The sequence below is a fragment of the Bacillus vallismortis genome (assembly GCF_040784915.1).
GTDB classification, from domain to species: Bacteria; Bacillota; Bacilli; order Bacillales; family Bacillaceae; genus Bacillus; species Bacillus subtilis_G.
In genome coordinates, this window is sequence record NZ_CP160797.1 from 2,135,045 (window position 1) to 2,160,720 (window position 25,676).

Annotated in this window: 12 protein-coding genes; all 12 read right to left on the bottom strand. The window is 46.2% G+C overall.

Features of this window, described 5'->3' with window-relative positions:
- Positions 1-105: 105 nt before the first annotated feature.
- Positions 106-1,641, bottom strand: a complete 1,536-nt coding sequence (locus ABZM97_RS10220; protein WP_202327593.1) for an acyl-CoA carboxylase subunit beta — start codon at positions 1,639-1,641, stop codon at positions 106-108.
- Between the two features lie 10 nt (positions 1,642-1,651).
- The gene (locus tag ABZM97_RS10225; protein WP_253269132.1) at positions 1,652-2,434 is read right to left on the bottom strand and encodes an enoyl-CoA hydratase; all 783 of its coding nucleotides are present in this window, start codon (positions 2,432-2,434) and stop codon (positions 1,652-1,654) included.
- A gap of 17 nt (positions 2,435-2,451) precedes the next feature.
- Positions 2,452-3,354, bottom strand: a complete 903-nt coding sequence (gene ldeG / locus ABZM97_RS10230) for a hydroxymethylglutaryl-CoA lyase (RefSeq protein WP_367386819.1) — start codon at positions 3,352-3,354, stop codon at positions 2,452-2,454.
- A gap of 14 nt (positions 3,355-3,368) precedes the next feature.
- Positions 3,369-3,590, bottom strand: coding sequence for an acetyl-CoA carboxylase biotin carboxyl carrier protein subunit (locus tag ABZM97_RS10235; protein WP_087991394.1), 222 nt, complete (start codon positions 3,588-3,590; stop codon positions 3,369-3,371).
- Between the two features lie 14 nt (positions 3,591-3,604).
- Entirely contained in the window at positions 3,605-4,939 is a 1,335-nt protein-coding gene (locus tag ABZM97_RS10240) for an acetyl-CoA carboxylase biotin carboxylase subunit (RefSeq protein WP_087991393.1), read from the bottom strand.
- A 9-nt stretch (positions 4,940-4,948) separates the two neighbouring features.
- Positions 4,949-6,595 (bottom strand): AMP-binding protein, encoded by a 1,647-nt coding sequence (locus ABZM97_RS10245; protein ID WP_333516200.1) that lies wholly within the window; start codon positions 6,593-6,595, stop codon positions 4,949-4,951.
- Between the two features lie 42 nt (positions 6,596-6,637).
- Positions 6,638-7,780 (bottom strand): acyl-CoA dehydrogenase family protein, encoded by a 1,143-nt coding sequence (locus ABZM97_RS10250; RefSeq protein WP_202327585.1) that lies wholly within the window; start codon positions 7,778-7,780, stop codon positions 6,638-6,640.
- Positions 7,781-8,130: 350 nt separating this feature from the next.
- On the bottom strand, positions 8,131-8,697 hold the full coding sequence (locus tag ABZM97_RS10255) for a GNAT family N-acetyltransferase (RefSeq protein WP_087991391.1): 567 nt from the start codon (positions 8,695-8,697) through the stop codon (positions 8,131-8,133).
- A 115-nt stretch (positions 8,698-8,812) separates the two neighbouring features.
- On the bottom strand, positions 8,813-10,345 hold the full coding sequence (locus ABZM97_RS10260; protein WP_087991390.1) for a glycoside hydrolase family 10 protein: 1,533 nt from the start codon (positions 10,343-10,345) through the stop codon (positions 8,813-8,815).
- Between the two features lie 152 nt (positions 10,346-10,497).
- A complete protein-coding gene (locus tag ABZM97_RS10265; RefSeq protein ID WP_087991389.1) occupies positions 10,498-10,890 on the bottom strand; it encodes a DUF1360 domain-containing protein in 393 nt (130 codons plus the stop codon).
- 109 nt (positions 10,891-10,999) lie between these two features.
- Positions 11,000-14,833: an amino acid adenylation domain-containing protein gene (locus tag ABZM97_RS10270; protein WP_367387494.1), complete on the bottom strand. Its 3,834-nt coding sequence runs from the start codon at positions 14,831-14,833 to the stop codon at positions 11,000-11,002.
- A gap of 7 nt (positions 14,834-14,840) precedes the next feature.
- Positions 14,841-25,667: an amino acid adenylation domain-containing protein gene (locus tag ABZM97_RS10275; protein WP_367386820.1), complete on the bottom strand. Its 10,827-nt coding sequence runs from the start codon at positions 25,665-25,667 to the stop codon at positions 14,841-14,843.
- Between the last annotated feature and the right edge of the window lie 9 nt (positions 25,668-25,676).

The window sequence follows — 25,676 nt, forward strand, 5'->3', positions numbered from 1 at the left end:
TCTAAAAAACATAGCGTTTTATGCAAAGTTGATTAGTTAACATAATGTGATTATTGTTAATAAAGAAAGAGCGCCTTTTGCGCTCCTCCCTCATTCCTTGCTTTTTTACACCGGATAAACCGGATGCTTTCGATTGGTAAATGTCATTTCCTTTGTCATATATGCCTTGAGCCGTTTGGCCAGTTCATCACGCAGCGAATTGGCTGGAATGACGGCATCGATGATCATCTCTGAAGCCAGGCGGTATATATTGATGTCCTCTTTGTATTCCTCCCGTTTGCTGCTGATAAATGGCACCCTCTCTTCTTTCGGCAGCTCGGCGATTTTTTTCGCGTAGACGGCGTTTACAGCTGCTTCTGGGCCCATGACGGCGATTTGGGCGGTTGGGAGCGCCAAGCAGCAATCCGGTTCAAATGCCGGCCCTGCCATTGCGTACAACCCCGCTCCGTACGCTTTTCGGACAATGACAGAGAGCTTGGGAACAGTTGCCTCTGACATCGCTGAAATCATTTTTGCTCCGTGCCTGATGATGCCGGCTTGTTCTACCTTTGTGCCGATCATAAAGCCGGGAATATCTGCTAAGAACAGCAATGGGATATGAAACGCGTCACATAAGGTAATAAATTTAGCCGCTTTGTCTGCTGAATCATGGAATAAGACGCCTCCTTTTACCTTCGGCTGATTTGCAACAATGCCGACAGGCTGCCCGTGAATTCGTGCGAGGCCCGTTATTAATTCAGGTGCGAATAAAGCTTTGATTTCAAAAAATGAGTCTTCATCAATGACCCGCTCTATCAGCTCATGCATATCAAATGGCGCATTTTGGTTCTGCGGAATGACGTCGGCAAGCGGGCTGTCGAAGTGTTGTGGCGGGCGTTTATCCTGAATGGGCGCTTTAGCTTGATAATTAGCCGGAAAGTACGATAAATAAGCCCGTGCCAGACGTATGGCTTCTTCTTCAGTGTCTGCAAGAATATCTCCGCACCCTGAGATTGAGCAATGCATACGGGCGCCGCCCATTTCTTCGAGAGACACTTTTTCGCCAATGACCATTTCCGCCATCCTTGGTGAGCCTAAATACATGGAGGCGTTACCGTCTACCATGACGACTATGTCACAAAAGGCCGGGATATAAGCGCCTCCTGCGGCAGACGGCCCGAATAGCAGGCAGATTTGCGGAATGCGCCCTGATAATTTGACTTGATTGTAAAAAATTCTTCCCGCGCCGCGTCTCCCTGGAAATACATTGATTTGGTCGGTGATTCTGGCGCCTGCCGAATCGACTAAATAAAGGAGCGGACAGTTTAATTTTTCCGCTGTTTCTTGGATTCTGATGATTTTTTCAACGGTTTTCGCTCCCCATGAGCCTGCTTTTACCGTTGAGTCATTGGCCATGGCGCAAACGGTTTGGCCGCCGATTTTGCCGATGGCTGTTATGACTCCGTCAGCGGGAAGCCCGTCTGACATGCATTCCGCAAAAAAAGCGTCTTCAAGCTCGATGTCATCGTCAAACAAAAGAGCAAGCCGTTCTCTGACAAAGAGCTTGCCTTTTTCTTGGTTGCTCTGATGATACTTTTCCGCCCCGCCTTGTCGTATCCGATCGGCCCGTTCTGTTCGTTCCTTTTCATAATCCATGAGCATTGCCTCCCTTTTATATTCCCTTGTATACGGCCCGTCTTTTTTCTTGAAACGCCTGAAGTCCTTCTCTTCTGTCTTTTGTCGGAATGGTATGTTCATATGCTTTTTGTTCAATCGCCAGACCTGTAGCGAGATCTGTCTCCAATCCTTTATTGATTGCGAATTTAGCCTGACGGACAGCGATCGGCCCGTTGGCAGAAATGGCTGCGGCCAGTTCCTCTGCTTTTGGCATGAGGTTACAGGGTGCCGTGACATGCTCTACAAGGCCTATCTCCTTTGCTTCGTGTGCAGTTACGCGTCTGCCTGTATAAATTAATTCTTTTGCTTTTCCTCTGCCGATCAGCCGCGGGAGCCTTTGGGTTCCTCCAGCGCCTGGGATAATGGCTAACCCTGTTTCCGGAAGGCCCAGCACGGCAGATTCAGTTGCGATTCGAAGGTCGCATGCCAATGACAATTCAAGACCGCCGCCCAATGCGCTTCCGTTTATCGCAGCTATAACCGGCTGCGGCAGGGCTTCAAGCAAAGCCGCGGTTCTTTGAATGAGAGATACACTTTCAAGAACCTGATCTTCTTTCAGCTTTAGCCGTTCTTTTAAGTCTGCCCCCGCGCAAAACGCTTTTTCGCCGGTACCTGTGAGGATGACGCAGCGGATGTTTGCATTGAATTCAATTTCCTGAAGAATCACATGCAGGTTTCTGAGCATTTCCGCTGAAAGAGCATTTGCCGCCTGAGGCCTATTTAAAGTGATCACGGCAATGTGATCGTTTTGAACGGTAAAAAGAATAGATTCTTCCATTGTATTTGTCCTCTCTTTTATGAAGATGATTTAAACACCTGTAAATTTCGGCTCGGCAGTTGTTTGCCCATTTTCTCTTCTATCCATTTGGCCGCAGAAAGCAGTTTATCGAGCTTTACATTTGTTTTGATGCCCATGTGTTCAAGCATATACACGATGTCCTCAGTTGCGGCGTTTCCTGACGAACCTGGAGCATATGGGCAGCCTCCAAGCCCGCCTGCCGAGCCGTCGAACACAGTGATGCCCATTTGGAGCGCTGTGACCATGTTGGCCAGCGCCGTTCCTCTCGTATCATGAAAATGCAGGGCCAATTGATTGGCGGGGAATCGTGGCAAAAGAGCTTCAAGCACGGTTTCAACTTGGGCGGGATTTGCCGCTCCGATTGTATCTCCAAGCGACAGTTCAGAAATTCCAAATTCAAATAGGGCTTCAGAAAGGCGAATCACTTGTTCAATGGGGACATCTTTTTCGTATGGACAGCCGAAAACGGTTGAGAGGTAGGCTCTTGTTGTGAGGTTTGCTTTTATTGCGTCATCGTTTACTTGTTTGAGAATGTGAAGAGTTTCAGAAGTCGATTTGTTGATGTTTTTTCTATTGTGCGTCTCGCTGGCGGACATAAAGACGCAAGCTTCGTCAATGCCTCCTTCAAGCGCATTCTCCAGTCCCTTTTGATTCGGAACAAGTGCCGCGTACGTTACCTCCTTTACACGGTCGATGCCTTTTGCGACGTCTATCGCATCTCGAAGCGCCGGAATCCATTTCGGGTGCACGAAGGATGTGATTTCGATGTAGGAAAGCCCTGTCCGGGAAAGCTGGTTGACCCAAGTGATTTTATCTTCTGTTGCGATCCATACGGTCTCGTTTTGTAAGCCGTCACGCGGACCGACTTCTTTGATCTTCACTTTTTTAGGATATGACATGTTCTTCCTCCAGATTATTGAGTGGAATCGCTCAGTACGAGCAGCACGTCTCCTTCATTTGCGAAATCGCCCTCATGTTTTTTGACTTCTTTTACGATTCCGCTTCTGTCTGAAACGATCGGTATTTCCATTTTCATTGATTCCAGAATGGCAACTTCCTGGCCTTTTTCAATTTGGTCGCCGGCTTTGACGTGCACTTTCCACAGGTTTCCCGCCATTTGTATCTTAACTGTCATGACAACTGCCTCCTTTATAGGTGTTGTTTCAAAAAGTCAGTCGTAACATCCCCTTCTTTAAATGCTTTTGATGCCGCAGCCTGTATGAGAAGCGGAAGATTTGTTTTGATTCCCTCTATCTGATAGTCGCTGAGCGCTGTCTCCAGTTTTTCAATTGCCTCCTCTCTGTTTTGGCCTTTGACAATCATTTTGGCGATCATCGGGTCATAAAAAGGGGTGACAGTACTGCCTTTCGCTACCGCACATTCGTGTCTGACGCCTGTTTGGCCAGGGAGTGAAAACGCAGAGATCGTTCCCGGTGACGGATAGAAGGTCTTCGGATCTTCCGCGTATATTCTGACCTCTATCGCATGCCCGTTTCGTTTGATGTCTTTTTGAGAGAATGTGAGAGTTTGGCCCGCAGCAATACGTAACTGCTGCTCTACTAAGTCTAGGCCTGTTATTTCTTCAGTCACGGGGTGTTCAACTTGCAATCTTGTATTCATTTCGAGGAAATAAAAGTTTTGATTCGGATCAACTAAAAATTCAATGGTTCCTGCGTTCGTATAGCCGATCGCTTTGGCTGCTTTTACTGCCGTTTGCCCGATCTTCATTCTCAGTTCATCGTCTAAAAATGGAGACGGCGCTTCTTCAATGACCTTTTGATGGCGTCTTTGAACTGAGCAATCGCGTTCAAACAGGTGTACTGTATGGCCATGCTGATCGGCCAAAAGCTGAACTTCGATGTGGCGGGCATGTTCAATGACTTTCTCTATATACATCGACCCGTCGCCGAAAAAATCTGCGGCGCGCTTTTTGTTCCCCTCGTATGCCTTTCTTAATGCTTCTTCGTTCTGAACAAGCTGCATTCCGATGCCTCCTCCGCCCGCTGAAGCTTTCAGCATGACAGGGTAGCCGATTTGACGTGCGGTGAGGCAGGCTGCCTGAATGTCTCCGAGGGATTCAGAAATGCCGGGAACGACAGGGACTCCTGCTGCCTCCATTGCTTTTCGCGCTTCAATTTTGCTGCCCATCTTTGCGATGATATCGGGTGCAGGGCCGATAAACACGATGTTTTCTTGCTTGCAGCGTTCAGCGAATCGGCTGTTTTCTGATAATAACCCGTATCCCGGGTGGATCGCGTCGGCGTTTGCTTTTTTTGCCGTCTCTATCATTCTCTCTATATTTAAATAACTTTCACTCACTCTTGATTCCCCGATCAAATAAGCCTCTGTGGCCGCCTTTGTATGGGGTGCGTCTCTGTCTGCTTCTGAATAAACCGCGACCGTTTTGATGCCGAGGCGGCTGCACGTTCGGATAATTCTCATTGCGATTTCTCCGCGGTTGGCGATTAGTACTTTTGTAAACATGGCTTCACCTCATTGACATGATAAGTTGAACAGTTCAATCGTTTTTTCACGCAGTTTATATTTTTGAATTTTACCTGAAGCCGTCATCGGGTACTCGTCTGTAAAAATCACATAACGCGGAATTTTGTGGCGGGCGATTTTCCCTTTGCAATAGGATTTAAGCTCTTCAGATGAAACGCTTTTTCCGTCTTTTAGTTTCATCCACGCTGCGGCCTCTTCCCCGAATTTGGCATCAGGCACACCAACGACCTGTACATCTATAATAGCGGGATGCCGGTATAAAAATTCTTCGATTTCCCGAGGGTAAATGTTCTCACCGCCTCTGATGAGCATATCTTTTAATCTTCCTGTGATGCGGCAGTACCCGTCTTCATCCATGACAGCAAGATCTCCGGTAAACAGCCATCCGTCGTAATTGATTGCTTTTCTAGTCGCTTCTTCGTCTTTATAATAGCCTTTCATGACATGGTAGCCGCGGGTGCATAGCTCTCCCTGCACGCCTCTTTGAACTTCTTGACATGTTCCGGGCTCTACAATTTTCACTTCTGCATGAGGCAGGGCGCGGCCTGTTGTATCGACTCTCCTTATGAAGGAATCATTGGCTCTCGTTTGCGTAATGACCGGTGAGGCTTCGGTTTGTCCATAGGCGATCGTAATATCTTTCATGCCCATCTTTTCAATGACAGCTTTCATCACTTCACTTGGACAGGGAGAGCCGGCCATGATGCCTGTTCGGAGCGTCGATAAATCATATGCTTCAAAATCCGGATGATGCAGCTCGGCGATAAACATGGTCGGCACGCCGTGGAGCGCTGTGCATTTCTCTTTTTCGACCGTTTTAAGAACGGAAACGGGATCAAATTCCTGTACAGGTATCATGGCTGCCCCGACGGACACACACGCCAAAACCCCGAGCACGCATCCGAAACAGTGAAAAAACGGGACAGGGATGCACATGCGGTCTTGAGAGGTTAATGCCATACATTCAGCGATATTGGCAGCGTTATTGATGACATTAAAATGGGTCAGCATCACACCTTTAGGAAACCCTGTCGTTCCTGATGTGTATTGCATGTTGATCACATCGTCTTTTTCAAGGCTGTTCATTCTTGCTTCCAGCTCAGCATCTGTCACTGTTTTTGCAAATCTCTCTGTATCCCCCCAATGATACATGCCCGGCAAAGGTTTATCGCCAATATAGATCAGCATTTTTAAAAAGGGATAGCGTGCTGATGTCAGCTGCCCGGGCTCGGCGGTTTGCAGCTCTGGAATGAGGCTGTTCAGGATGTCTGTGTAAGAAGTGCCCCGGTATGAATCCATGACAATAAGCGCCACGGCATCCGATTGCTTTAACAAGTAATCGAGCTCGTGTGCTTGGTAATTGGTATTGACGGTCACGAGCACGGCTCCGATTTTTGCGGTGGCGAACTGAACGGCCAGCCATTCGGGGATATTTGAAGCCCATATGGCTACGTGGTCTCCTTTCCCAATCCCCATCCGCATGAGTGCTTTAGCGGTTTGACGGCACAGGCTGTCAAATTGGGCGTACGTATAGCGGATATGTCTGTCTGGATAAACAACCGCTTCTTGGTCGGGATAGGTTTCAGCGGTTTGTTCCAGCAGTCTGCCGATTGTGGAATGGATGAGTTCAGCCATGCATTGTTCCTCCTTTCTAAGATATGGGAAAGCGTTTACATTTTACGTTAAAAGCTGTCTGGCGATCACGATACGCTGAATTTCAGATGTGCCTTCACCGATTTCCATTAATTTTGCGTCCCGCAGCATCCGCTCTACCCCATATTCCCTCATATAGCCTGAACCTCCATGGATTTGAATAGCTTGATTGCAAGCTCTTGTCGCCATTTCAGATGCAAAGAGCTTGGCATACGCCGCTTCTTTTGTGAACGGTCGTTTATGGTCTTTCAGCCATGCGGCTTTTAACACCATTTGCCGCGCCAGATCAATTTCCATCGCCATGTCGGCAAGCTTAAATTGTATCGCCTGAAAGGAAGAAATCGGCTGTCCGAACTGCTTCCGTTCTTTCGCATATGCCAATGATGCTTCAAGTGCGGCTTGGGCAATGCCGACTGCAAGAGCGGCGATAGAGATTCGTCCGCCGTCCAGCGTGTATAGAAACTGCTTAAACCCTTTTGTTGGATCACCGAGTAAGTTGCCCGCAGGCACTCTGACATCTTCAAGCAAAATTTCCGCTGTGTTTGAACCTCGGACGCCCATTTTATCGTACGGGCTCGTAATCGTAAGTCCGGGTGTGTCGGTTGGCACAATCAATGCGGAAATGATGTTTTTTCCGTCTTTGTTTTTGCCTGTTACTGCGGTCACAATCACCGTGCGTGCGTAGCTTGCATTTGTGATCCAGCATTTTTCGCCGTTAATCACGTACTCGTCACCGTTTGTTACCGCTTTCGTTTGAGTGCCTCCTGCATCTGATCCGGCATTTGGTTCCGTTAGGCCGAATGATCCGAGTGCTTTGCCCGACGCCAGCGGAGTCAAATGCGCCTGTTTTTGTTCTTCTGTTCCGAAGTAATAAAGCGGGCTTGCGCCGAGCGAGACCGCCGCTGCATAGCTTAATCCAGTACTGCCGCAGGCTTTGCCGATTTCTTCAACCGCTAAGGCATATGAAATCGTATCTCCTCCCGATCCGCCGTATTCTTCTGGAAATGGAATGCCCATCAGCCCGATTTCACCCATTTTTTTAAATGTTTGAATCGGGAACTCGCCTGTTTGATCTACATGTTCAGCGTGAGGAGCAATTTCTTTTTTCGCAAAATCCTTTACCATTTCACGCACCATTTGCTGTTCTTTTGTCAGCTCAAAATTCACGTGGTTTCCTCCTTCACATCTTTGTAACATCCTATTAGGCGAGTTCTGTAATCATTCCCTGACAAAAGAAGTCTGAAAATTAAAATGGGGTCATTTTTTATGTAAAAACATCTACGGGATGAGCATACATAGCATACATCCATATCGCAAACGCAATGGCGTGCCTATTTGATAGTGTCGGGAACTGTGATCGATCAAGTTTTTGATAAAGAAAGTGCAGCAAAAAGGGTTTCTTCAGCCGGATCAGTTAAAATGGCGTATGACCAGACTAGATTGGAGATTCGCCCCGCAATTAAGTGAGCTCTTCTGTCAGACATTGATATTCGGATTGTATTTGAAAAAGGAAAGACTTATATGTATTCGTTTTTAAGAAGGCCGTATATCTCTACATCAACAACTCCTTTACCTGACCAATAGGACTCCTGCCTGAGCAATCCTTCTTTTATAAAATTGTTTTTTAAGAGGACGTTTTTTGAAGCTTCATTTTCAGGCATGACTTCAGCTTGAATCCTGTTTACATTGACGTTTTTAAATAAAAATGCTGCAAGCATGCGGACGGATTCTGTAGCAAACCCTTTCCCCCAGTATTCTTCACCTAAGTAGTATCCAATTGTCACCATGTTTACTTTTTGATTAAAATCCATCGCTTCAATAATCCCAACCAGTGTATTCTCTTGATTCTGCGGAAAAATCCCCCACTTAATTCTGCTTTTTTTGTTGTAGTCCCTATCAAAATGGCCGATCATTTTATGTACTGTTTTTATGTTATGTTTCGGGATGATGCCGCAGTATTCAAATACTCTGACATTATCATAAATCGAAAATACGTCCTGTACGTGCACCTCTTCAATTTTACTTAAAACTAGATTCTCAGATTCCAATACTGGGAAATGTCCAAAAACCGCTTCCATATTCATATGAGTCTCTCCCTTGCTTTTTTTCTTTAACAAATTCAGCGGCTTATCAAAAGAATCCTGTCTCCAACATCACTTTTAAAAAAAAGACGACTTTGAAAGCCGTCCTTCTCACTTCTTATTTTGTCTTTCGTTTGGAAGCCTTGCTTTCGTTATGGAGCCGGTCTGCTGAAGTGACATAATACGTATACTTCTTGTTTGGGTCTGCTGTTTCATCTAAGAAGGTTTGCTGCCCATTTGTTTTTCTCACGGTTCCCAGCAATGTTTTGGTCGATTCCCCTTCGGCTCTGTATATCGCATAATAGGTAGTTTCTTTCATTTTTTGATTTGACGGGTGGTCTTGAATGAGCAGCAGGTTTCCGTTTTTGTCTTTGGTGACCTTCGTAAGCTTTGGTTTTTTTGGTGCGGCACTGTCAAGCCAAGGCATTTGCGGAACCAATGCCGGTTTGCTGTAAAGCTCGGTGATGAGCCTGTCTTTAATGCCAAGCGGATTTTTGTTGAGGTCTTTGAGACTGAAGTGCATGCTTCCTTTTACAAGCTCAAGCTGACGGTTTAAGGTGATTTGTCTTACATACTCCTCAGGGTCGGACCATGGCGGATCAAAGTTGTTGTTGATTTTATAAGCTGCCTGCCCAATATATAAATGAACAGGCCTATTGTTGACTTCATTGCTCCACCAATCAGCCAGCACGTCGTAAGCCGCTGCGTTAAAGCCGATACTCCAATAGATTTGCGGCGCAATATAATCGATGTCTCCTTCTTGAATCCAATGTCTTGTGTCGGCGTATAGGTCGTCATAATTCCTGACGCCTGCTTTGGTATTTGAGCCGGTCGGGTCATCTGCCGCGTTTCTCCATACACCAAATGGACTGATGCCGAATTTGACATAGGGTTTCGCGGCCTTGATCGTTTGGTTGATTTGTTTGACTAGCTGGTTCACATTATCACGCCGCCAGTCATCAATATTGGAAAACGTGCCTTTTCCATATTGTTCATATTGTCTTTGATCAGGAAATTCCTGTCCCGCTATTTTATAGGGGTAAAAATAATCATCCATATGAACAGCATCGATATCATAATGTTTTACGACTTCCTCAATGCTTTTCACGATAAAATCTCTCGCTTCAGGAATGCCCGGATGGTAATAAAGCTGGTTTCCATAAGCGGCAACCCATTCTGGATGCTTTCGTGCCGGATGATCCTCAGACAATTTATCGAGATCCGTATGATTCATCGTAATACGGTAAGGATTAAACCATGCGTGAAATTCCAAATTTCGTTTATGGGTTTCTTCAATCAAAAATGCTAGCGGATCATAGCCCGGGTCTTTGCCTTGGACACCGGTTAAGTACTCAGACCAAGGTCCGTAAGCGGACGGATAAAAGGCATCTGCCGTCGGTTTAATCTGAACAATAACGGCATTCATTCCCATTGTCTGTACATCGTCAAGCAGTTTGATATACTCTTGTTTTTGTTCTTCCGTTGTTAAACCTTTCTTTGACGGCCAATCAAGGTTTAAAACGGAAGCAATCCATACGGCTCTAAGTTCCCTGTCAGGATGCGCATTGGCCATAAACGGAACGGAGATGACAAACGTTCCGATGATCAAGCTGACAAGGAAACGGACAATCGGCTTTTGGCGAACCTTCATTCTGTTTCTTCTCCCCCATTACATCACTTTCACTTTTCGCTATTACGGTATTCCCGGGCTGCAAAAGGGTGCTTAATCGGTTTGAAGAAATCAGGATTTACGTCTATATCACCAGATAAACGAAAAAAGTCCTGAAGCATATTTGCGCTGCTTTAGGACTTTTTATCATTTAGCATGGTTTGCAGGCTCTTTAACACATCAACGAGTTTTACGCCGACACCGACAGCTGTTTCAAGAATCGCTTGTGCTCCTGCGATGGCTAAAATAAAGATGACTGGAACTGCAATACGAGGCAAAAAGAGATAGCCCAATCCGATCAAGATCGCACACCAAACGCCGGCACACCAGTAGCAATTGAGCATATACCCAAAGTTAGAAGCCGGAACGTTTTTTACATCTACATGCCCGTTTTGATCAATGATCCTTTTCTTTTTCATAAAAGGTTTTCGGATAAATTCTGTGATTTTGTCGAATACAATCAAATGTGTCAGCCTGTAGCTGGCAAGAATCAGCATGATAAAAGTAAGCCAAGAAAGATCATCCATGACAAGCCTCCAAGAAAAAGGATGATGTTATCATTCCCTAGTGTCCTTTATCCATTCTTGATACAAAAAAGAAGACGGACAGAGAAAGGGTCTCTGTCCGCTAATCGCTTTATCGTTTGTGCAGTATTGCTTGATTTGTAGTGATCTTGTCTAAAACGTCAAGGATGATGGCAGCGTTCTTTTCAGCATATGTGCTTTCCAGCATGTCTTTATGAGCGCCGAAACCAGTGTATTCGCTGTAGCTTCCGAAGGCGGCGCCTTTCCATTTCGTTAAGCCTGTATGCCCGCCAATTTCGGTTTGAATTCCAGCTTCAATGAAATGAATGTTTGCTTTGATATGCCCTTCATTCAGTAACTGCGACCAATATTTCTGATAGTTTCTTTTTTTCTTCATCACCTTTTCTCTGACTGCTTCAGGCAGGTAAGCTGCCGATTCGTCATTTCCAGCATCGATAGGGATAGGCTGTTCTTTTAGATAAGCGTCCACGATAATAAAGTCACTGACTTCCAATCCTCTCTGCTCCATAGCCTGTACCACTTCAAAAGCAAGGTTGCCTCCCGCGGAGTAGCCTAATAAAACGTATGGGCCTTCAGGCTGTATGTCTGTGATGTAATTGACATATTGTTCAAGGCGGGTATCATTTTCAATAAAGTGAAATCCGTATACGGCCGCCTTGTCATTCAGCAATAAAGCAAGGTCTTTGAAATAAATGCCAAATCCCGATATCGGCGGGAAGCAGAAAAGGTTTCGCGCGCCGTGCTGGTTCAGTTTGATCACATGCTGTTCATCTGCCGCTGTCAGCTGTTTAGAATAAAGTTTTTCGGCAAGCTGAGCGATTGTCGGATATTCGAACAAGAGATCAATCGGTATGTCTATTTGCTGCTGATGCTTCAATGTGTGTATGACTTGCAGTGCTTTTAGTGAATGTCCGCCAAGAGCAAAGAAGTCATCATCAATACTGATGGTCTGGACACCGAGAACATGTTTCCAAATGTTTGCCAACTCTTCCTCAACCAAGTTTCTGGGCAGTGTGATGTCCTGCCGTTTGTCAGGCTTGTTTTCTGGAATAGGAAGAGCGCTGCGGTCTATTTTTCCGTTTCCGGTAAGCGGCATCCGGTCCACACGCACCCAGTGCTGCGGGATCATATAGTCCGGGAGCACACGCGCCAAATCGGCGCGGATCTTCTTTTCTGTTCGTTTGCCATCGCTGACGTAATGAGTGTGCAGCTGCGCCTCTCCGTCTTTTTCTTTCATTGTCACTGCCGCTTCCTGCACACCTTCCATTTCTAACAGGCGCGCTTCAATTTCGGCGGGCTCAATTCGTTTTCCCCTGATTTTTATCTGCCTGTCAATCCTGCTGATGTATTCTAGGTTTCCATCGGGCAGCCAGCGAGCTAAATCACCTGTACGATATATTCTTTCTCCAGACAAGAAAGGATGAGGAGAAAAAACATCATTTGTGAGGTCACCTCTGTTCAAATAGCCTTTTGCGACCCCATCACCGCCGACACAAAGCTCTCCGGGAACGCCTATTGGCAAAAGACGGCCTTTTTCATCTAAGATGAATGCGGTGCTATTGCTGATTGGTTTTCCGATCGGAATCGGCCCTGCATAGTCTCTTTTCATCTTAAAAAAGGTTGAAAATGTCGTGTTTTCCGTAGGCCCGTAAATATTATGAAGCGCCAGATCTGGACAGGCGTGTCTGACAGCATTCATAAGGGCAGGCGAGAGTGCTTCTCCGCCGACATATAACGTATGGAGCCCGCGGAACATGTCTGCTTGAACTTGAGCCAGCTGATTAAAAAGAGCTGTTGTTAAAAATAGTACTGAGATGTTATTTTCAAGCAAATACGCACCAAACCGATCAGGTGCCAGCATTGTCGATTTATCAATGATATGAAGACTTGCACCATTTAATAGCGCACCGAACATTTCAAAGGTGACGGCGTCAAAGCTGATAGATCCAGTCAGAATAAATCGGTCATCAACGGACGCAGACGTGTAATTGCTGTTTTTGACAAGGGACACGACATTGCGATTGGTGATCATGACGCCTTTCGGCCGGCCTGTTGATCCTGAGGTATACATGATGTATGCAAGATCGTCCGGGCTAGAGCCGACGTTGATAGGGGTATCATTCTCTTCCATCCAGGCATGTGCATCTGAAGTCATACACGTTCCTGAGAACGAAGCGTTTGCCTCTAACCCTTTTTGGATAATTAGTATTTTCGCTTGTGTTTCCTCGAGCATAAAGCTGACACGTTCAGGTGGGAGCTCGGCGTCAAGCGGGAGGTATGCTCCTCCTGCTTTTAAAACGGCAAGCACACTGATCATGAATTCGCCAGAATGAGCAGCCAATATGCCGGCTGTCTCGTTCTGCCGAAACCCTTTTTGATATAACGCTCTGGCGAGTGAATTAGAGCGTTGATCAAGTTCTTTATACGAAAAAGTCAAATTCCCACACACAAGTGCGATATGGTCTGGCGTCTTTTCTGCTTGTTCACGAAATAAATCTATAATTGTATGATTCTTTGGATATTCTGTTTTTGTATTGTTGAACTGTGTGACAATCTGCTCTTTTTCTGTAGCATCAAGAAAAGAAAAATCAGCAATTGGCGTATCAGGGTGATGGGCCGCTGTGCTTAGCGCTTGTGTAAATTGCCTTTTGATACAGCTGATCCAGGCAGCATCGTAAATGAACGCATTATAGCTGAATTTGATGATCAGTTCTTCGCCGGGAGCAACGACAAGATTAAAGTGATATCCTGATTGCTCGGATACCTTCACTTGATCGATTTGCAGTGGTGAATCCGCGGAATCGGCGATTTTCTGCTGTATCGGATAGTTTTCAAAGACAATAATGTGATCAATCAGTTCCTGTTTTAAAGCGGTGTTTGCCTGAATATCAAATAAAGGCTGGCAGGTAAACGGCTCAGCTTCCAGCATTTCTTTCTGGCATCGTCTGACCAGCTCCTGAAACGTTTCGCCTTGAAATGTTTGAATGCGAACCGGAATGGTATTGATAAACAATCCTATCATTTGTTCCACACCCGGAATTTCTGACGGTCTGCCTGATACTACTGCGCCAAATACAACATCGTCTGTGCGATTATATTGCTGTAGCATGACGCCCCAGACGGTCTGGATAAAGGTGGCTAGCGTGACGCCGTGTTGTTTGGCAGTCTCTTTGAGCTTGTCTGTCAGTGGTTTATTTAATGAAAATATCAAATCTTCACGTTGATAACCCTCTTTTGTTTCTTCATCAGACACACGAGGCAGCGGTGATGGGGTGCTGTAGTTTTTTAAATAGGAATCCCAGTACTCCGCCGCTATTTCTTTGTCACGATTTGTCAGCCAGGAAATATAGGTGCTGTACGGACGGACAGGGTCTAAAGAAAGCGGTTTTCCTGCATGAATCGATTGATATATCCGCATAAATTCCTGAAGAACGATGCCAAGGCACCAGCCGTCCATTAAAATGTGATGGTGGCTCCAGATGCAAACATGCTCCTCTTCAGCTGTTTTGAATAGATAAATCCGCATCAACATGTCTTTTTGCAAATCAAAGCCTTTTTGCTTGTCCTTCTCCTTAAAGCATTCAATATACTCATTCTGCCCGTTTGTGGGCAGATGGGAAATGTCTTCGCTGTACAAATGGAATTCGCGTTCTGTCATCACGACTTGCCGAGGTCCCGACAAATGCGGGACGTGCGGCAAAAACACGGTTCTGAAAATGTCATGGCGGTCGATGATGGTTTGAATGCTGCGCTGAAACCATTCATAACTGAGGCTCCCTTTAATGGTGAAGAGCGACTGCTCAACGTATGCCCCCTCCTCTTGACGGAGGAAGGAATGAAACAGCATTCCCTCCTGCATATGACTCAGAGGATAAATATTCTTGATTTTTTTGATCTTATCCATAGCATTTGCACCTTTCTTCACGGATTCATTAGTGAAAACTGAGCATATCAGCAATCTCTTGCAGCGCGTCCTCGGTCAGTTCTTGATCATCAAAATCACTGATGGTCTTTTCTGTTTCGCTTTTGTTCTGGCAGTGTTCGATCAGCTGTAATAAAAATTGACGGCATGTTTCGCTAAGCTGTTCGATGGTTTTGCGCTCAAAGCGGGCATTGTCATAAGTCATATTGACAGTCATTTTTCCTTCTGCAGCGATTGCGCTGATATCCAGCGACTGTTCACGGTTCCATGTTGTGCTGATATCATCCCCGGCACCAAGCGGAGAGAATGAGAAGGCGTCCTCCTCAGGTGCTTCAGCTGGGCTGCCGCTTTCAAATTGCCCCAAATAATTGAAGTTGATTTCTGGCGCGCCTGTGAAATTGATGTCTTTTTTGTCAGGCGGCGTCAAATATTTGATGACACCGTAGCCGAATCCTTTGTCCGGTACACGTCTCAGTGTATCTTTTGTTGTTTTTAGCACATGAACCATGCCTTCTTCCGAATCTGGCAAGTCTGCGTTTAGTTTAATCAATAACGGATAAATGGCGGTAAACCATCCAACCGTACGGCTCACATCAATCCCGTCTAATACATCCTCTCGCCCGTGGCTTTCTAATGATAGTTTGAAGGCGGATTGATTGGTCCAATGGCGCAGCGCGAGAATGACAGAAGCGAGAAGCAAATCCTGAGTATCTGTGTTGTATGCGCTGTTGGCATCTTTTAAAAGCGCAGCTGTCTCTTTATCGTTTAATGTAAACGAAATGGTGGATCGTTTTCTCTCGTTTGCTATGGGCCCGTCGATTTGATCAAAAGGCAGTGCATCTGTTTGATATTCTTCGGTTTCGCGCCAATACTTGAGCTGTTTTATAAGCTGCTGGCTTTCTGCATAGCCAGAAAGCTTTTTCGCGTACGCTTTAAACGAGCTTGTTTTAGGCGGCAGTTTGATATCCTCCCCGCCAGCAGCTTGGCGATACCCTAAAGACAAATCTTCAAGCAGAACCCGCCATGAGATGCCGTCAACGACGAAGTGATGAGCCGATAAAAATAAGAAATCACCGTCAGTTGTGCGGAAAAGACCGGCTTGCAGCAGCGGACCATTCTTCAAATCCATTTTCTGCTGAATATCACGTACATAATGTTTGATAATAGGCTCATACGCTCTATTTCCGTTAGTGTCTTCTGGAGCTGATAAATCAATCATCTGAAGGCCATACAGTGCATCGTCCGAATGACTGATCGGCCGATTATATTGATTCCAATATCCTTGTTCATTCTGTGAAAATACCATCCGCAGCGCATCATGATGACTTGTTATTGCTTTTAACGTTTTGCGCAGTGCGTCTTCTTGTATAGAGGTGCTTCGATGCAGCATTACGGACTGATTAAAATGGTGTTTTTCTTTTATATCTTGAGCAAGAAACCATTTCTGAACAGGCGACCAAGTGATCTCGCCCTCGACCGGGCCTTGGTCAATGACGCGCACAGCTTTTCGAACCCGAGCGGACAATTCACCAAGAGTCTGATGTTCAAACATCTCACGTACTGTCGTTTCGAATCCGCGCTGCTTCAGTCTGGAACAAACTTGCAGCGCTTTAATAGAATCTCCGCCAAGTTCAAAGAAATTGGCGCTTATGCCCAGCTCATTCACATCAAGAAGCTCCTCCCAAATATCAGCCATTACCTTTTCAATCTCATTTCTTGGGCTGATATCATCAGCAGGATAAGCGTGTTTTTCGGGTTCAGGCAGGGCTTTCTGATCGAGCTTTCCATTAACAGTCAGCGGGATGCTGTCAATCTGTATCAAACGGGCGGGCAGCATAAAGTCAGGCAGCATGGTTTTTAGAGAAGCACGAATATTTGATGTATTCGCGGCCTGTTGATCTGTTGTCACCATGTATGCATAAACAGCTGTTTGTCCTTGCTCATCTTTTCTTGTAATGACAGCCGCCTCTTTAATAATCGGATGCTGAAGAAGAGCCGCTTGGATTTCGCCTAACTCAATACGGTGCCCTCTGACTTTAACCTGATCATCAATACGGCCTACATATTCCAACTCGCCATTTGACAGGCGTTTTGCAAGGTCTCCTGTTCGGTATAATCTGTCCCCCGTGAGATACGGATTGGGTACAAAACGGTCAGCGGTCAGCTCAACTCTGTTAAGATATCCCCGTGCCACGCCTTCACCGCCTATATAAAGCTCCCCTGGAACTCCGATCGGCTGCAGATTCATATGAGCATCCATCACATAAGCCTGCAGAGTTGAAAGAGGCCGTCCGATATTGCTTCTATTTGCGGCAATATCATCTGCGGACAATTTTTTGACTGTTACATGCACTGTTGTTTCTGTAATACCGTACATATTGATTAGTTCAGTATGAGGATATTTATCATTCCAGCTTTGAAGCATGCCGGGCTGTAAAGCTTCGCCGCCAAAAATGACGTATCGGATGTTTAATCGATCCGAATGGTTTTGATCTTCATGCATCAGGCCGTAAAAAGCTGTCGGGGTCTGATTGAGTACAGTGACGCGTTCTTTCTTTAACAATAATCGGAATGCCTGAGGGTCACGGGCTGTTTCCTTAGAGACCACAACTAGTGTACTTCCGTTCAATAACGCACCAAACATTTCCCATACAGAGAAATCAAAGCAATATGAATGAAAGAACGTCCAGACGTCTTCATGGCCAAATTCAAAAGGCAGGTTTTGATGCTTTAAAAGACTGATCACATTGCGGTGCTCGACCATTACCCCTTTTGGGCGGCCCGTCGTTCCTGATGTATAAATGATATAGGCTAAATGATGAGCAGACGATACTTGCGGCAGCGGTGATTGGTCGTATGTCTCCGCGTTTTCGACGGTCAAGATCTCTCCTTCAAAATCATCATCAGCTCTCCAATCCGCTTCATTTACTGTCATCAGCAGTTTCGTTCCGCTATCGCTGAGAATATAGCGTTTCCGTTCCGATGGGTATTCAGGATCAATGGGAACGTAACAGCCGCCTGCTTTCCACACACCAAGTATGGCTGCTACCATGCTGAACGAACGAGGCATCATGATGCCTACTGATGTGTCCGGTTTAACACCTCTGCTGCGCAATGTGTGTGCGATTCCATTGGACCACTCGTCAAGCTCCTGATATGTGAGTGTTTTGTCTCCGATGACAAGTGCAGAGGCTTTTGGTGTTCGTGCAGCTTGCTGCTCAAACAATTGACTGATTGTTTGTTCTTCGTATTGATTTGCTTTCCTGATGTTAAACTCATTGAGCAGCTGGTTTCGTTCTTCTTGGGTCAGGATGTCGATACGGTTGAGTGTCACCTCTGGATTTTTTCCGATGATGCGAAGTACATTTGTCAAATGAGATGCCCAGCGTTCCATGGTGGTTTTCTCAAACAGTGCGGTTGAATATTCAAAAAGAAAATGTACGTTCCCGTCACCCTCAGATGCTTGTAGTGTCAAATCGAATTTAGAAACGAGATGAGAAACGTCTGCCGGCTTCATTTGCAAATCATGCAGATGCAATGACTCGTAATCATTATTTTGGACAACTAACATGGCATCAAATAGCGGGTTTCTGCTCATATCCCGCGTCACTCCAAGCTTATCGACAAGCTCTTCGAACGGATAATCCTGATGCTCATAGGCTTCCAATGCAGTGGCGCGCACTTCCTGCAAATACTGGACAAACGGCTTCCCGCCCTCCGGGCGTGTCCGAAGCGCCAGTGTATTCACGAACATACCGAGTATCGGCTCAAGGTCCTTGTGCGGCCGGCCGGCAATTGGCGATCCAACGATGATCTCTTCCTGTCCGCTTAAGCGTGATAATACCGCTGTGTAAGCCGCCAGGAGCACCATGTACAGTGTGCTTCCATTCTCCCGTGCCAGTGTATGAAGGCCTGATGCGGCTTCTTGATCAAGCGTAAATGAGACCTTGTCACCGGCGAAGCTCCGCACCGGCGGACGGGTATGATCAGCCGGGAGATCCAGCACCGGCAGCTCGCCCTCGAACTGCTTCAGCCAGTACGCCTCCTGCGTCTGGTACGCGTCTCCTTTTTTATATCCTTCCTGCCATACGGCGTAGTCTTTATATTGAATGTGAAGCGCCGGGAGTTTCCGGTTGTTGTAAAGCGCCCCGAATTCCCGAATCAGAATGTTGACGGAAACACCGTCTGAAATCATGTGATGCATATCAACCAGCAACAGGTGCCGCTCATCTGATACCTGTACGATTTGGGCACGGAACAGCGGCGCTTGGCTGAGGTCAAACGGCTGGATAAACGCGGCTGCGGCTTCTTGTTCGGTTTGTTCGCCGAGGACTGCTGTTTGTAATGCAAACGGCACTTCGTCATGGATGCGCTGCACCGGCTCGCCGCCTTCGTCCTGTTCAAAGGATGTCCGAAGCGACTCGTGGCGCTTGATCAGCTCTTGGAAAGCCCTGTCAAGCCTTTCGGGGTCAAGCTTCCCTTCCAGTTCTAATACAGCCGGCATATTGTAGCCGGTCCCTCCGTCCTCCAGCTGCTGAAGGACATAAATCCGCTTTTGAGCAGAGGAAACCGGATAGGTATCACGCTGTTCCGCCGGTTTCATCGCTTCATATGGACTGTCCGTTCCTTCACGGATAACGGAAGCCAGCCCTTCCACCGTCGGATGGGTAAACACATCTTTCAGCGGCACCTGAACATCGAATTCTTTGGCGATCCGGGACACAAGAGCGGTGGCTTTTAAGGAATGTCCTCCACGGTCAAAGAAGTTGTCGTGAATCCCGACAGGGCCGTTTTTCAGTACGTCCTCCCACAGCTGGGCAAGCTTCATCTCGGTCACATTTCTCGGCGCCGTATATGTCTCCGCATCTGCAGCTCCGCAAGGAGCTGGCAGGGCGTTTCGGTCCAGCTTTCCGCTCGGCGTAACCGGCCACTGTTCCATCTCTATCATATGGGCTGGGATCATGTAGCCCGGCAGCAGTCTCTCAAGCTGCGCCCTCACTTCGTTTCTCCGAAGCCCTTCTATATAAGCGCATAATTCCGGCTCGCCGCTGTCTGTCCGTACGGTCACGGCTGCCTCCCTTATGCCTTCTATGCTTCTAAGCGCCGCTTCAATTTCTCCGGGCTCAATCCGGTAGCCTCTGATTTTGACTTGATCATCCAACCGGCCGAGGAATTCAACATGTCCATCAGGGAGCCAGCGCGCCACATCCCCTGTTTTGTACATGCGTTCACCCGGGTAAAACGGATCCTCAAGAAAACGATCCTCCGTTAATGCCGGCCGATTCAAATAGCCCCTGGCAACACCGGCTCCTGCAATGTACAGTTCGCCGATACATCCGGCAGGCAGCATCCGCTGCTTTTGATTGAGGATATACAATCTGACATGATGAACAGGTTTTCCAATTGGAATCCGTTCAAGTTTTTCATACAGCGGACAATCAAAGAATGAAGCTTCTACAGTTGCCTCCGTTGGTCCGTAGGAATTGGTTAATGCAACATTTGGAAGCAACTCGCAAAATCGGGAGACGAGGTGGGTTCCCAGCTGCTCTCCCCCGGAAAACACCCGATTGAGTCCGTTTGTCTTAATCGGTACAGGGCGATATTTGATATGTTCTAAAAATGCATGAAGCATTGAAGGCACAAAATGCATAGCTGTGATCTTTTGTTCTTCTATAGCCTGCGCGATCACTTCAGGTTCTTTTTCGCCTCCCTGAGGAAGCAGATAAACAGAAGCACCGGCATAAGGCCACCAAAACAGTTCCCATATTGAAGCGTCAAATGAATAAGATGTTTTATGCATAATCACATCTGATTGGTTCAGTTGATAACGGGACTGAAGGGAATTCAAAAAATTCACCGCTGATCGATGTTCAACTTCAACACCCTTAGGCCTCCCGGTAGAGCCGGATGTATAGATGACATATGCTAAAGATTGCGGGAGAACGTCCGCATTCGGATTGGACAAACGATGTTTCAGCCCGCTATTTGTCTGATTGAGATAGACAATCTCCCCTGCAAATGCCGGAACACGCAGGCCGGCAGACTGAAGCAGGAGAATGTTTGTACCACTGTCCTCCAGCAGAAAGCTGATTCGTTCTTCCGGATAATCCGGGTCAATGGGCAGATAAGCGCCGCCAGCTTTAAGAATGCCATAAATACCAATCAGCATTTCAGGCGAACGCCTTCCCATAATGGCAACTATTGTTTCAGATTTCACTCCTCGTTCGATCAGCTCCCAGGCGATACGGTTAGCCTGTTCATTCAATTCTTTGCAGGTCATCGCTCCATCTTCAAAAACAACAGCCGTCTGATCAGGCGTTTTTGCTGCCTGCATTTCGAGTGCATAGTGGAGCGTTTGATTCATCGGATAGCCCGTCCCCTGAACCGGATGGCACGCTTCAATGAACTCTCTCTCTTCTTCTATTGTTAAGATTGGAATGTTGTCCAATTCTATTTCAGGACTGACAGCTGTTTGTTCCACAAGGGTGGTGAAAAGGCCGGCCCACCTTTGGATGGTCGCTTTTTCAAACAAAGCTGTACTGTATTCAAACTGACACAAAAGTTCGGCATCGTGTTCTGTTACATACAGGGAAATATCAAATTTCGATATTGGATGATGCAAGTCGCTCCATTGAAGCTCTACATCTTTCATTTTCAGCTTTTGCTGTTCCATATTTTGAAGGACCAGCGTTGTGTCAAACAATGGATTCCGGCTCATTTCCCGCTGTACGCCGAGTTTATCCACAAGCTCTTCAAACGGATAATCCTGATGCTCATACGCTTCCAGTGCCGTCTGTCTGACTTCTTTCAGAAATTCTTCAAATGTCTTATTGCCGTCCGGGCGTGTCCGGAGAGCCAATGTATTAACGAACATCCCAAGAACAGCTTCAAGGTCGGCGTGGGGCCGTCCGGCGATAGGTGAACCAATCACGATATCATCCTGACCGCTTAACCTTGATAAAAAAGCTGAATACAAAGCGAGCAGTGTCATGTAAAGTGTGCTGCTGTTTTTATGGGCGAGCCGTTTTATCCGGGACGTGAGCTCTTTATCCATTTGAAAGGTTACTTTTCCGCCTGCGAATTGCCGTTCTGCCGGTCGGCGTTTATCTGTCGGAAGCTCTAGTACAGGAAGGTCCCCGCTAAACTGCTGTCGCCAGTAAATCTCCTGCTTTTGATACGAGTCCCCCTTTTTAAATTGCTGCTGCCAAACGGCGTAATCTTTATACTGGATCCGCAACGGCTTAAGCTGGCGATTTGCATAAAGATCGGTGAACTCTCGGATTAGGAGCTGAACGGATACGCCATCTGAAATGATATGGTGCATATCCACCAGCAATACATGCTTCTCGTTCGCCACCTTTATAAGGCCCGCTCTAAATAATGGCGCCTGGCTGAGATCAAAGGGACGGACAAATTCCTCGATAGCTGTCTCTGTACTTAATGTAAACGGCACTTCGGTATGGATACGCTGAACCGGCTCGCCCTCTGCCCCGGATACAAAGGAAGTTCGAAGAGGCTCATGCCGTCTGATTAGTTCTTTACATACAGCCGACATTTTAGCGACATCCAATGCCCCTTCCAGTTCTAAGACCGCAGGCATATTGTAGGCGACACCCTCATCAAGCTGCTGAAGCACATATATCCGTTTTTGAGCTGAAGACACAGGATATGTCTCTCTTTCTTCTGCTGGTTCAATTGCTGCATACTGATTTTCCTCTGCACCTCGAATGATTGAAGCCAATTCTTCTACAGTCGGATGGGCAAAGATGTCCTTAAGCGGAACTTGCACATGAAACTCCTTAGCAATCCTCGACATAAGCACTGTTGCTTTTAACGAATGGCCGCCATGGTCAAAAAAGTTGTCTTGGACGCCTATATGACCATTTTTCAGCACATCTTCAAATATTTGCGAAAGCTTTGCCTCTAACAGATTACGAGGGGCAGTATATGGAATCCCGCTGATTGAATCATCTGATTCAGGAAGTGCTGATTGATCTACTTTTCCGTTTGGGGTAAGAGGTATGTTGTCAACCCATACCCATTTCACCGGGATCATGTATTCTGGGAGCTCACTAGCCATATAGCGGCGTAAATCTATTGCATCCAGCTTTTGTACACTGCAATAGTAAGCGCATAATTCATGTTCACCGCTTCGGTCTTGCCTGATGAGAATGGCGGCTTCCTTAATGTCCGGGTGGTTCATCAATGTGACTTCGATTTCTTGCGGCTCGATTCGATAGCCTCTGATTTTCACTTGATTGTCTGCCCGTCCGATATATTCGATGTTGCCGTCTTCAAGCCGTCTGGCCAAATCACCTGTACGGTACATGATCGCACCAGGCCTGAATGGGTCAGATGAAAATTTGTCGCGTGTCAGTTTCTCGTGATTGACATAACCTCTGGCAACACTTGCACCGGAAATATAGAGTTCACCAGGTACGCCGCAGGGCTGCAGCTGTTTTTGATGATTCAAAATATATAGATCAGTACAGCCTATCGGTTTACCGACTGGCGGAAACTCAGGAATACGGTCCCCCGGATGAATGGTATACGTAGATACCACATGAGTTTCTGAAGGTCCGTAATGATTGTGCAGATGCAGGCCGCGCTCACGCAATACGTCCTGAAAAAGCTCTGAAATGATTAATTGTTCTCCGGCTGCAATCAGATGTTTCACGCCATAAGGAAACGAGTTCGCAAATTGCGGTTCGCTGAAGATCATTTTGATAAAAGCAGTTGGGAGAAACACAATATTTGTCTGGTGCTTGTTTATAAATGCAAACAGCTGCGGCACATCTCTTTTTATGGCTTCTGGCACGATGTGCAGTGTGCCGCCTTTCAGAAGCGCAGAAAATATTTCTTGATAGCAGACGTCGAAGGAAGGTGTCGCAAATTGCAGAACATCTGCTTCAAAGTCAATGCCGGAGTGAGTATATTCGAACTTCAGCAAGTTAGCCATGTTTCGATGTTCAAATTGAACACCCTTTGGTTTACCTGTTGTGCCTGATGTGTAAATCATATACAGAAGATCGTCCGCATTGTTGACTGACTGTAGGTTACTGCCGTCTTCTTGGCTTTCGATATCTTCTGCATGAGTGATAAAGTAATTGTTTTCAAGCGATGAGGAAAGATGCGCTTGTGAAACAACATGCGAACAGCCGCAGTCATTTAGAATATAATGGATTCTGTCAGCCGGATAATACGGATCAATCGGAACAATGGCACCGCCTGCCTTTAAGATTCCAAGAACACCGGTGATAATCGCCGCAGAGCGTTCCATCATGATCGCAACAGGCTCCTGTCTCGCAACACCTTTCATTCGCAATTGCCGTGCTAATCTGTTAGCCGATTTGTTCAGTTCTCTGTATGTTAACAAGCAGGCTTGATCAATTACAGCATAAGCGTCCGGTGTCTTTTCCGCTTGTGCTTCAAACATAGCATGGAGGGTTTCGTAAACTGGTGCATGATCTGCGATTTTTCCAATCATCTGCTGCTTTTCATGGTCTGTTGTAATATCAATTTCTGAGGGTGGAAGATTCGGATTATTTAAGATTTGTGATACGGCATTCAGAAGATGCCCCTTGACAGAAAGCACAAAAGACCGATCATACTGCTCAGCATCATAGCTCATTTTGATATGGATTTCTTCACCTGGCGCCACCATAAGATAAAAGCTGTAGTTGGTTTCATCTGCCACAGTGAAGTTATGAATCTGAAAAAGATCAGAAGCATGTTCCTGTTTATTCAGCATCTGAATCTCTTGCTGAACCGGATAGTTTTCAAATACGAGAATATGATCAATTAACCCTTGCTTAACCGCTGAACGGGCTTGAATTTCATATAAAGGGTGGTAGCTGTATGCTTCAGCGGCAAGACGGTCTTTTTGCATATTTTTTATGAGCTGTAGAAATGGCGTTTTTTCCCCCTGCACCCGAACCGGTATCGTGTTAATGAAAAGGCCTACCATCTGTTCAATGCCTTCGATTTCGGCGGGCCTTCCTGACATGACAGAACCGAATACGGCGTCATCGTTATTATTATATTTTTGAAGCAGAATGCCCCAAATGGTATGGAAAATTGTACTGAGTGTTACTTCTTCTCTTGCGGCAAGCTCCGAAAGCCTGCTGCTTTCTCCCTTAGAGAATGAAAAAGTAACGTGTTCCTGCCTGCTTCTCCCCTTTGTTTTTTTCTGCTTCGGGAGCATGGTTTGCTGTTCATGGCCGGAAAGATAATGTTCCCAATATGAAACTGCCTGTTCTTTGTCTTGCTCCATCAGCCATTTAATATACGTTCCGTATGGCTGGACCGGCTCCAATGAGATAGGGGAGCCATATACATAAGATGCGTAAATATGGAGAAATTCTTTTAGCACAATGCTAAGACACCAGCCATCCATCATGATGTGATGAAAGGTCCAAATACAAGTGTATTGGCCCTCTCCTATTTGAATCAGAGTAATGCGCATGAGCATATCTTTTTGCAACTGAAACCCTTGAGCCCGGTCCTCTTCTTTCAATTGCTTGATAAACTGTGACTGCTTCTCTTCATTTAAATGCGTAATGTCTTTTTCCTGTACGATGACATTCCGTTCTCTCAGGACAACCTGCTGGGGAGATGAAACATTTTGACTGATAAAAATCGTTCTGAAAATATCGTGTCTGGCTACAAGAGCATTGATGCTGTTTTGAAAACACTGCGGGTTGACTGCCCCTTCTATTGTAAAAGAAGCTTGCTCGACATATGCTTGTGAATCTTTTTGCAGGAGGGAATGGAAAAGCATCCCTTCCTGCATGTAAGACAGCGGATAAATATCCTGAATTGAATTCGCTTTTGTCATGTTCATGTC

What these genes read in the sequence shown, in the direction of transcription:
- ABZM97_RS10220 (WP_202327593.1), bottom strand. Translation starts at nt 1,641, where the DNA reads ATGCTCATGGATTATGAAAAGGAACGAACAGAACGGGCCGATCGGATA.
- ABZM97_RS10225 (WP_253269132.1), bottom strand. Translation starts at nt 2,434, where the DNA reads ATGGAAGAATCTATTCTTTTTACCGTTCAAAACGATCACATTGCCGTG.
- ldeG (WP_367386819.1), bottom strand. Translation starts at nt 3,354, where the DNA reads ATGTCATATCCTAAAAAAGTGAAGATCAAAGAAGTCGGTCCGCGTGAC.
- ABZM97_RS10235 (WP_087991394.1), bottom strand. Translation starts at nt 3,590, where the DNA reads ATGACAGTTAAGATACAAATGGCGGGAAACCTGTGGAAAGTGCACGTC.
- ABZM97_RS10240 (WP_087991393.1), bottom strand. Translation starts at nt 4,939, where the DNA reads ATGTTTACAAAAGTACTAATCGCCAACCGCGGAGAAATCGCAATGAGA.
- ABZM97_RS10245 (WP_333516200.1), bottom strand. Translation starts at nt 6,595, where the DNA reads ATGGCTGAACTCATCCATTCCACAATCGGCAGACTGCTGGAACAAACC.
- ABZM97_RS10255 (WP_087991391.1), bottom strand. Translation starts at nt 8,697, where the DNA reads ATGAATATGGAAGCGGTTTTTGGACATTTCCCAGTATTGGAATCTGAG.
- ABZM97_RS10260 (WP_087991390.1), bottom strand. Translation starts at nt 10,345, where the DNA reads ATGAAGGTTCGCCAAAAGCCGATTGTCCGTTTCCTTGTCAGCTTGATC.
- ABZM97_RS10265 (WP_087991389.1), bottom strand. Translation starts at nt 10,890, where the DNA reads ATGGATGATCTTTCTTGGCTTACTTTTATCATGCTGATTCTTGCCAGC.
- ABZM97_RS10275 (WP_367386820.1), bottom strand. Translation starts at nt 25,667, where the DNA reads ATGACAAAAGCGAATTCAATTCAGGATATTTATCCGCTGTCTTACATG.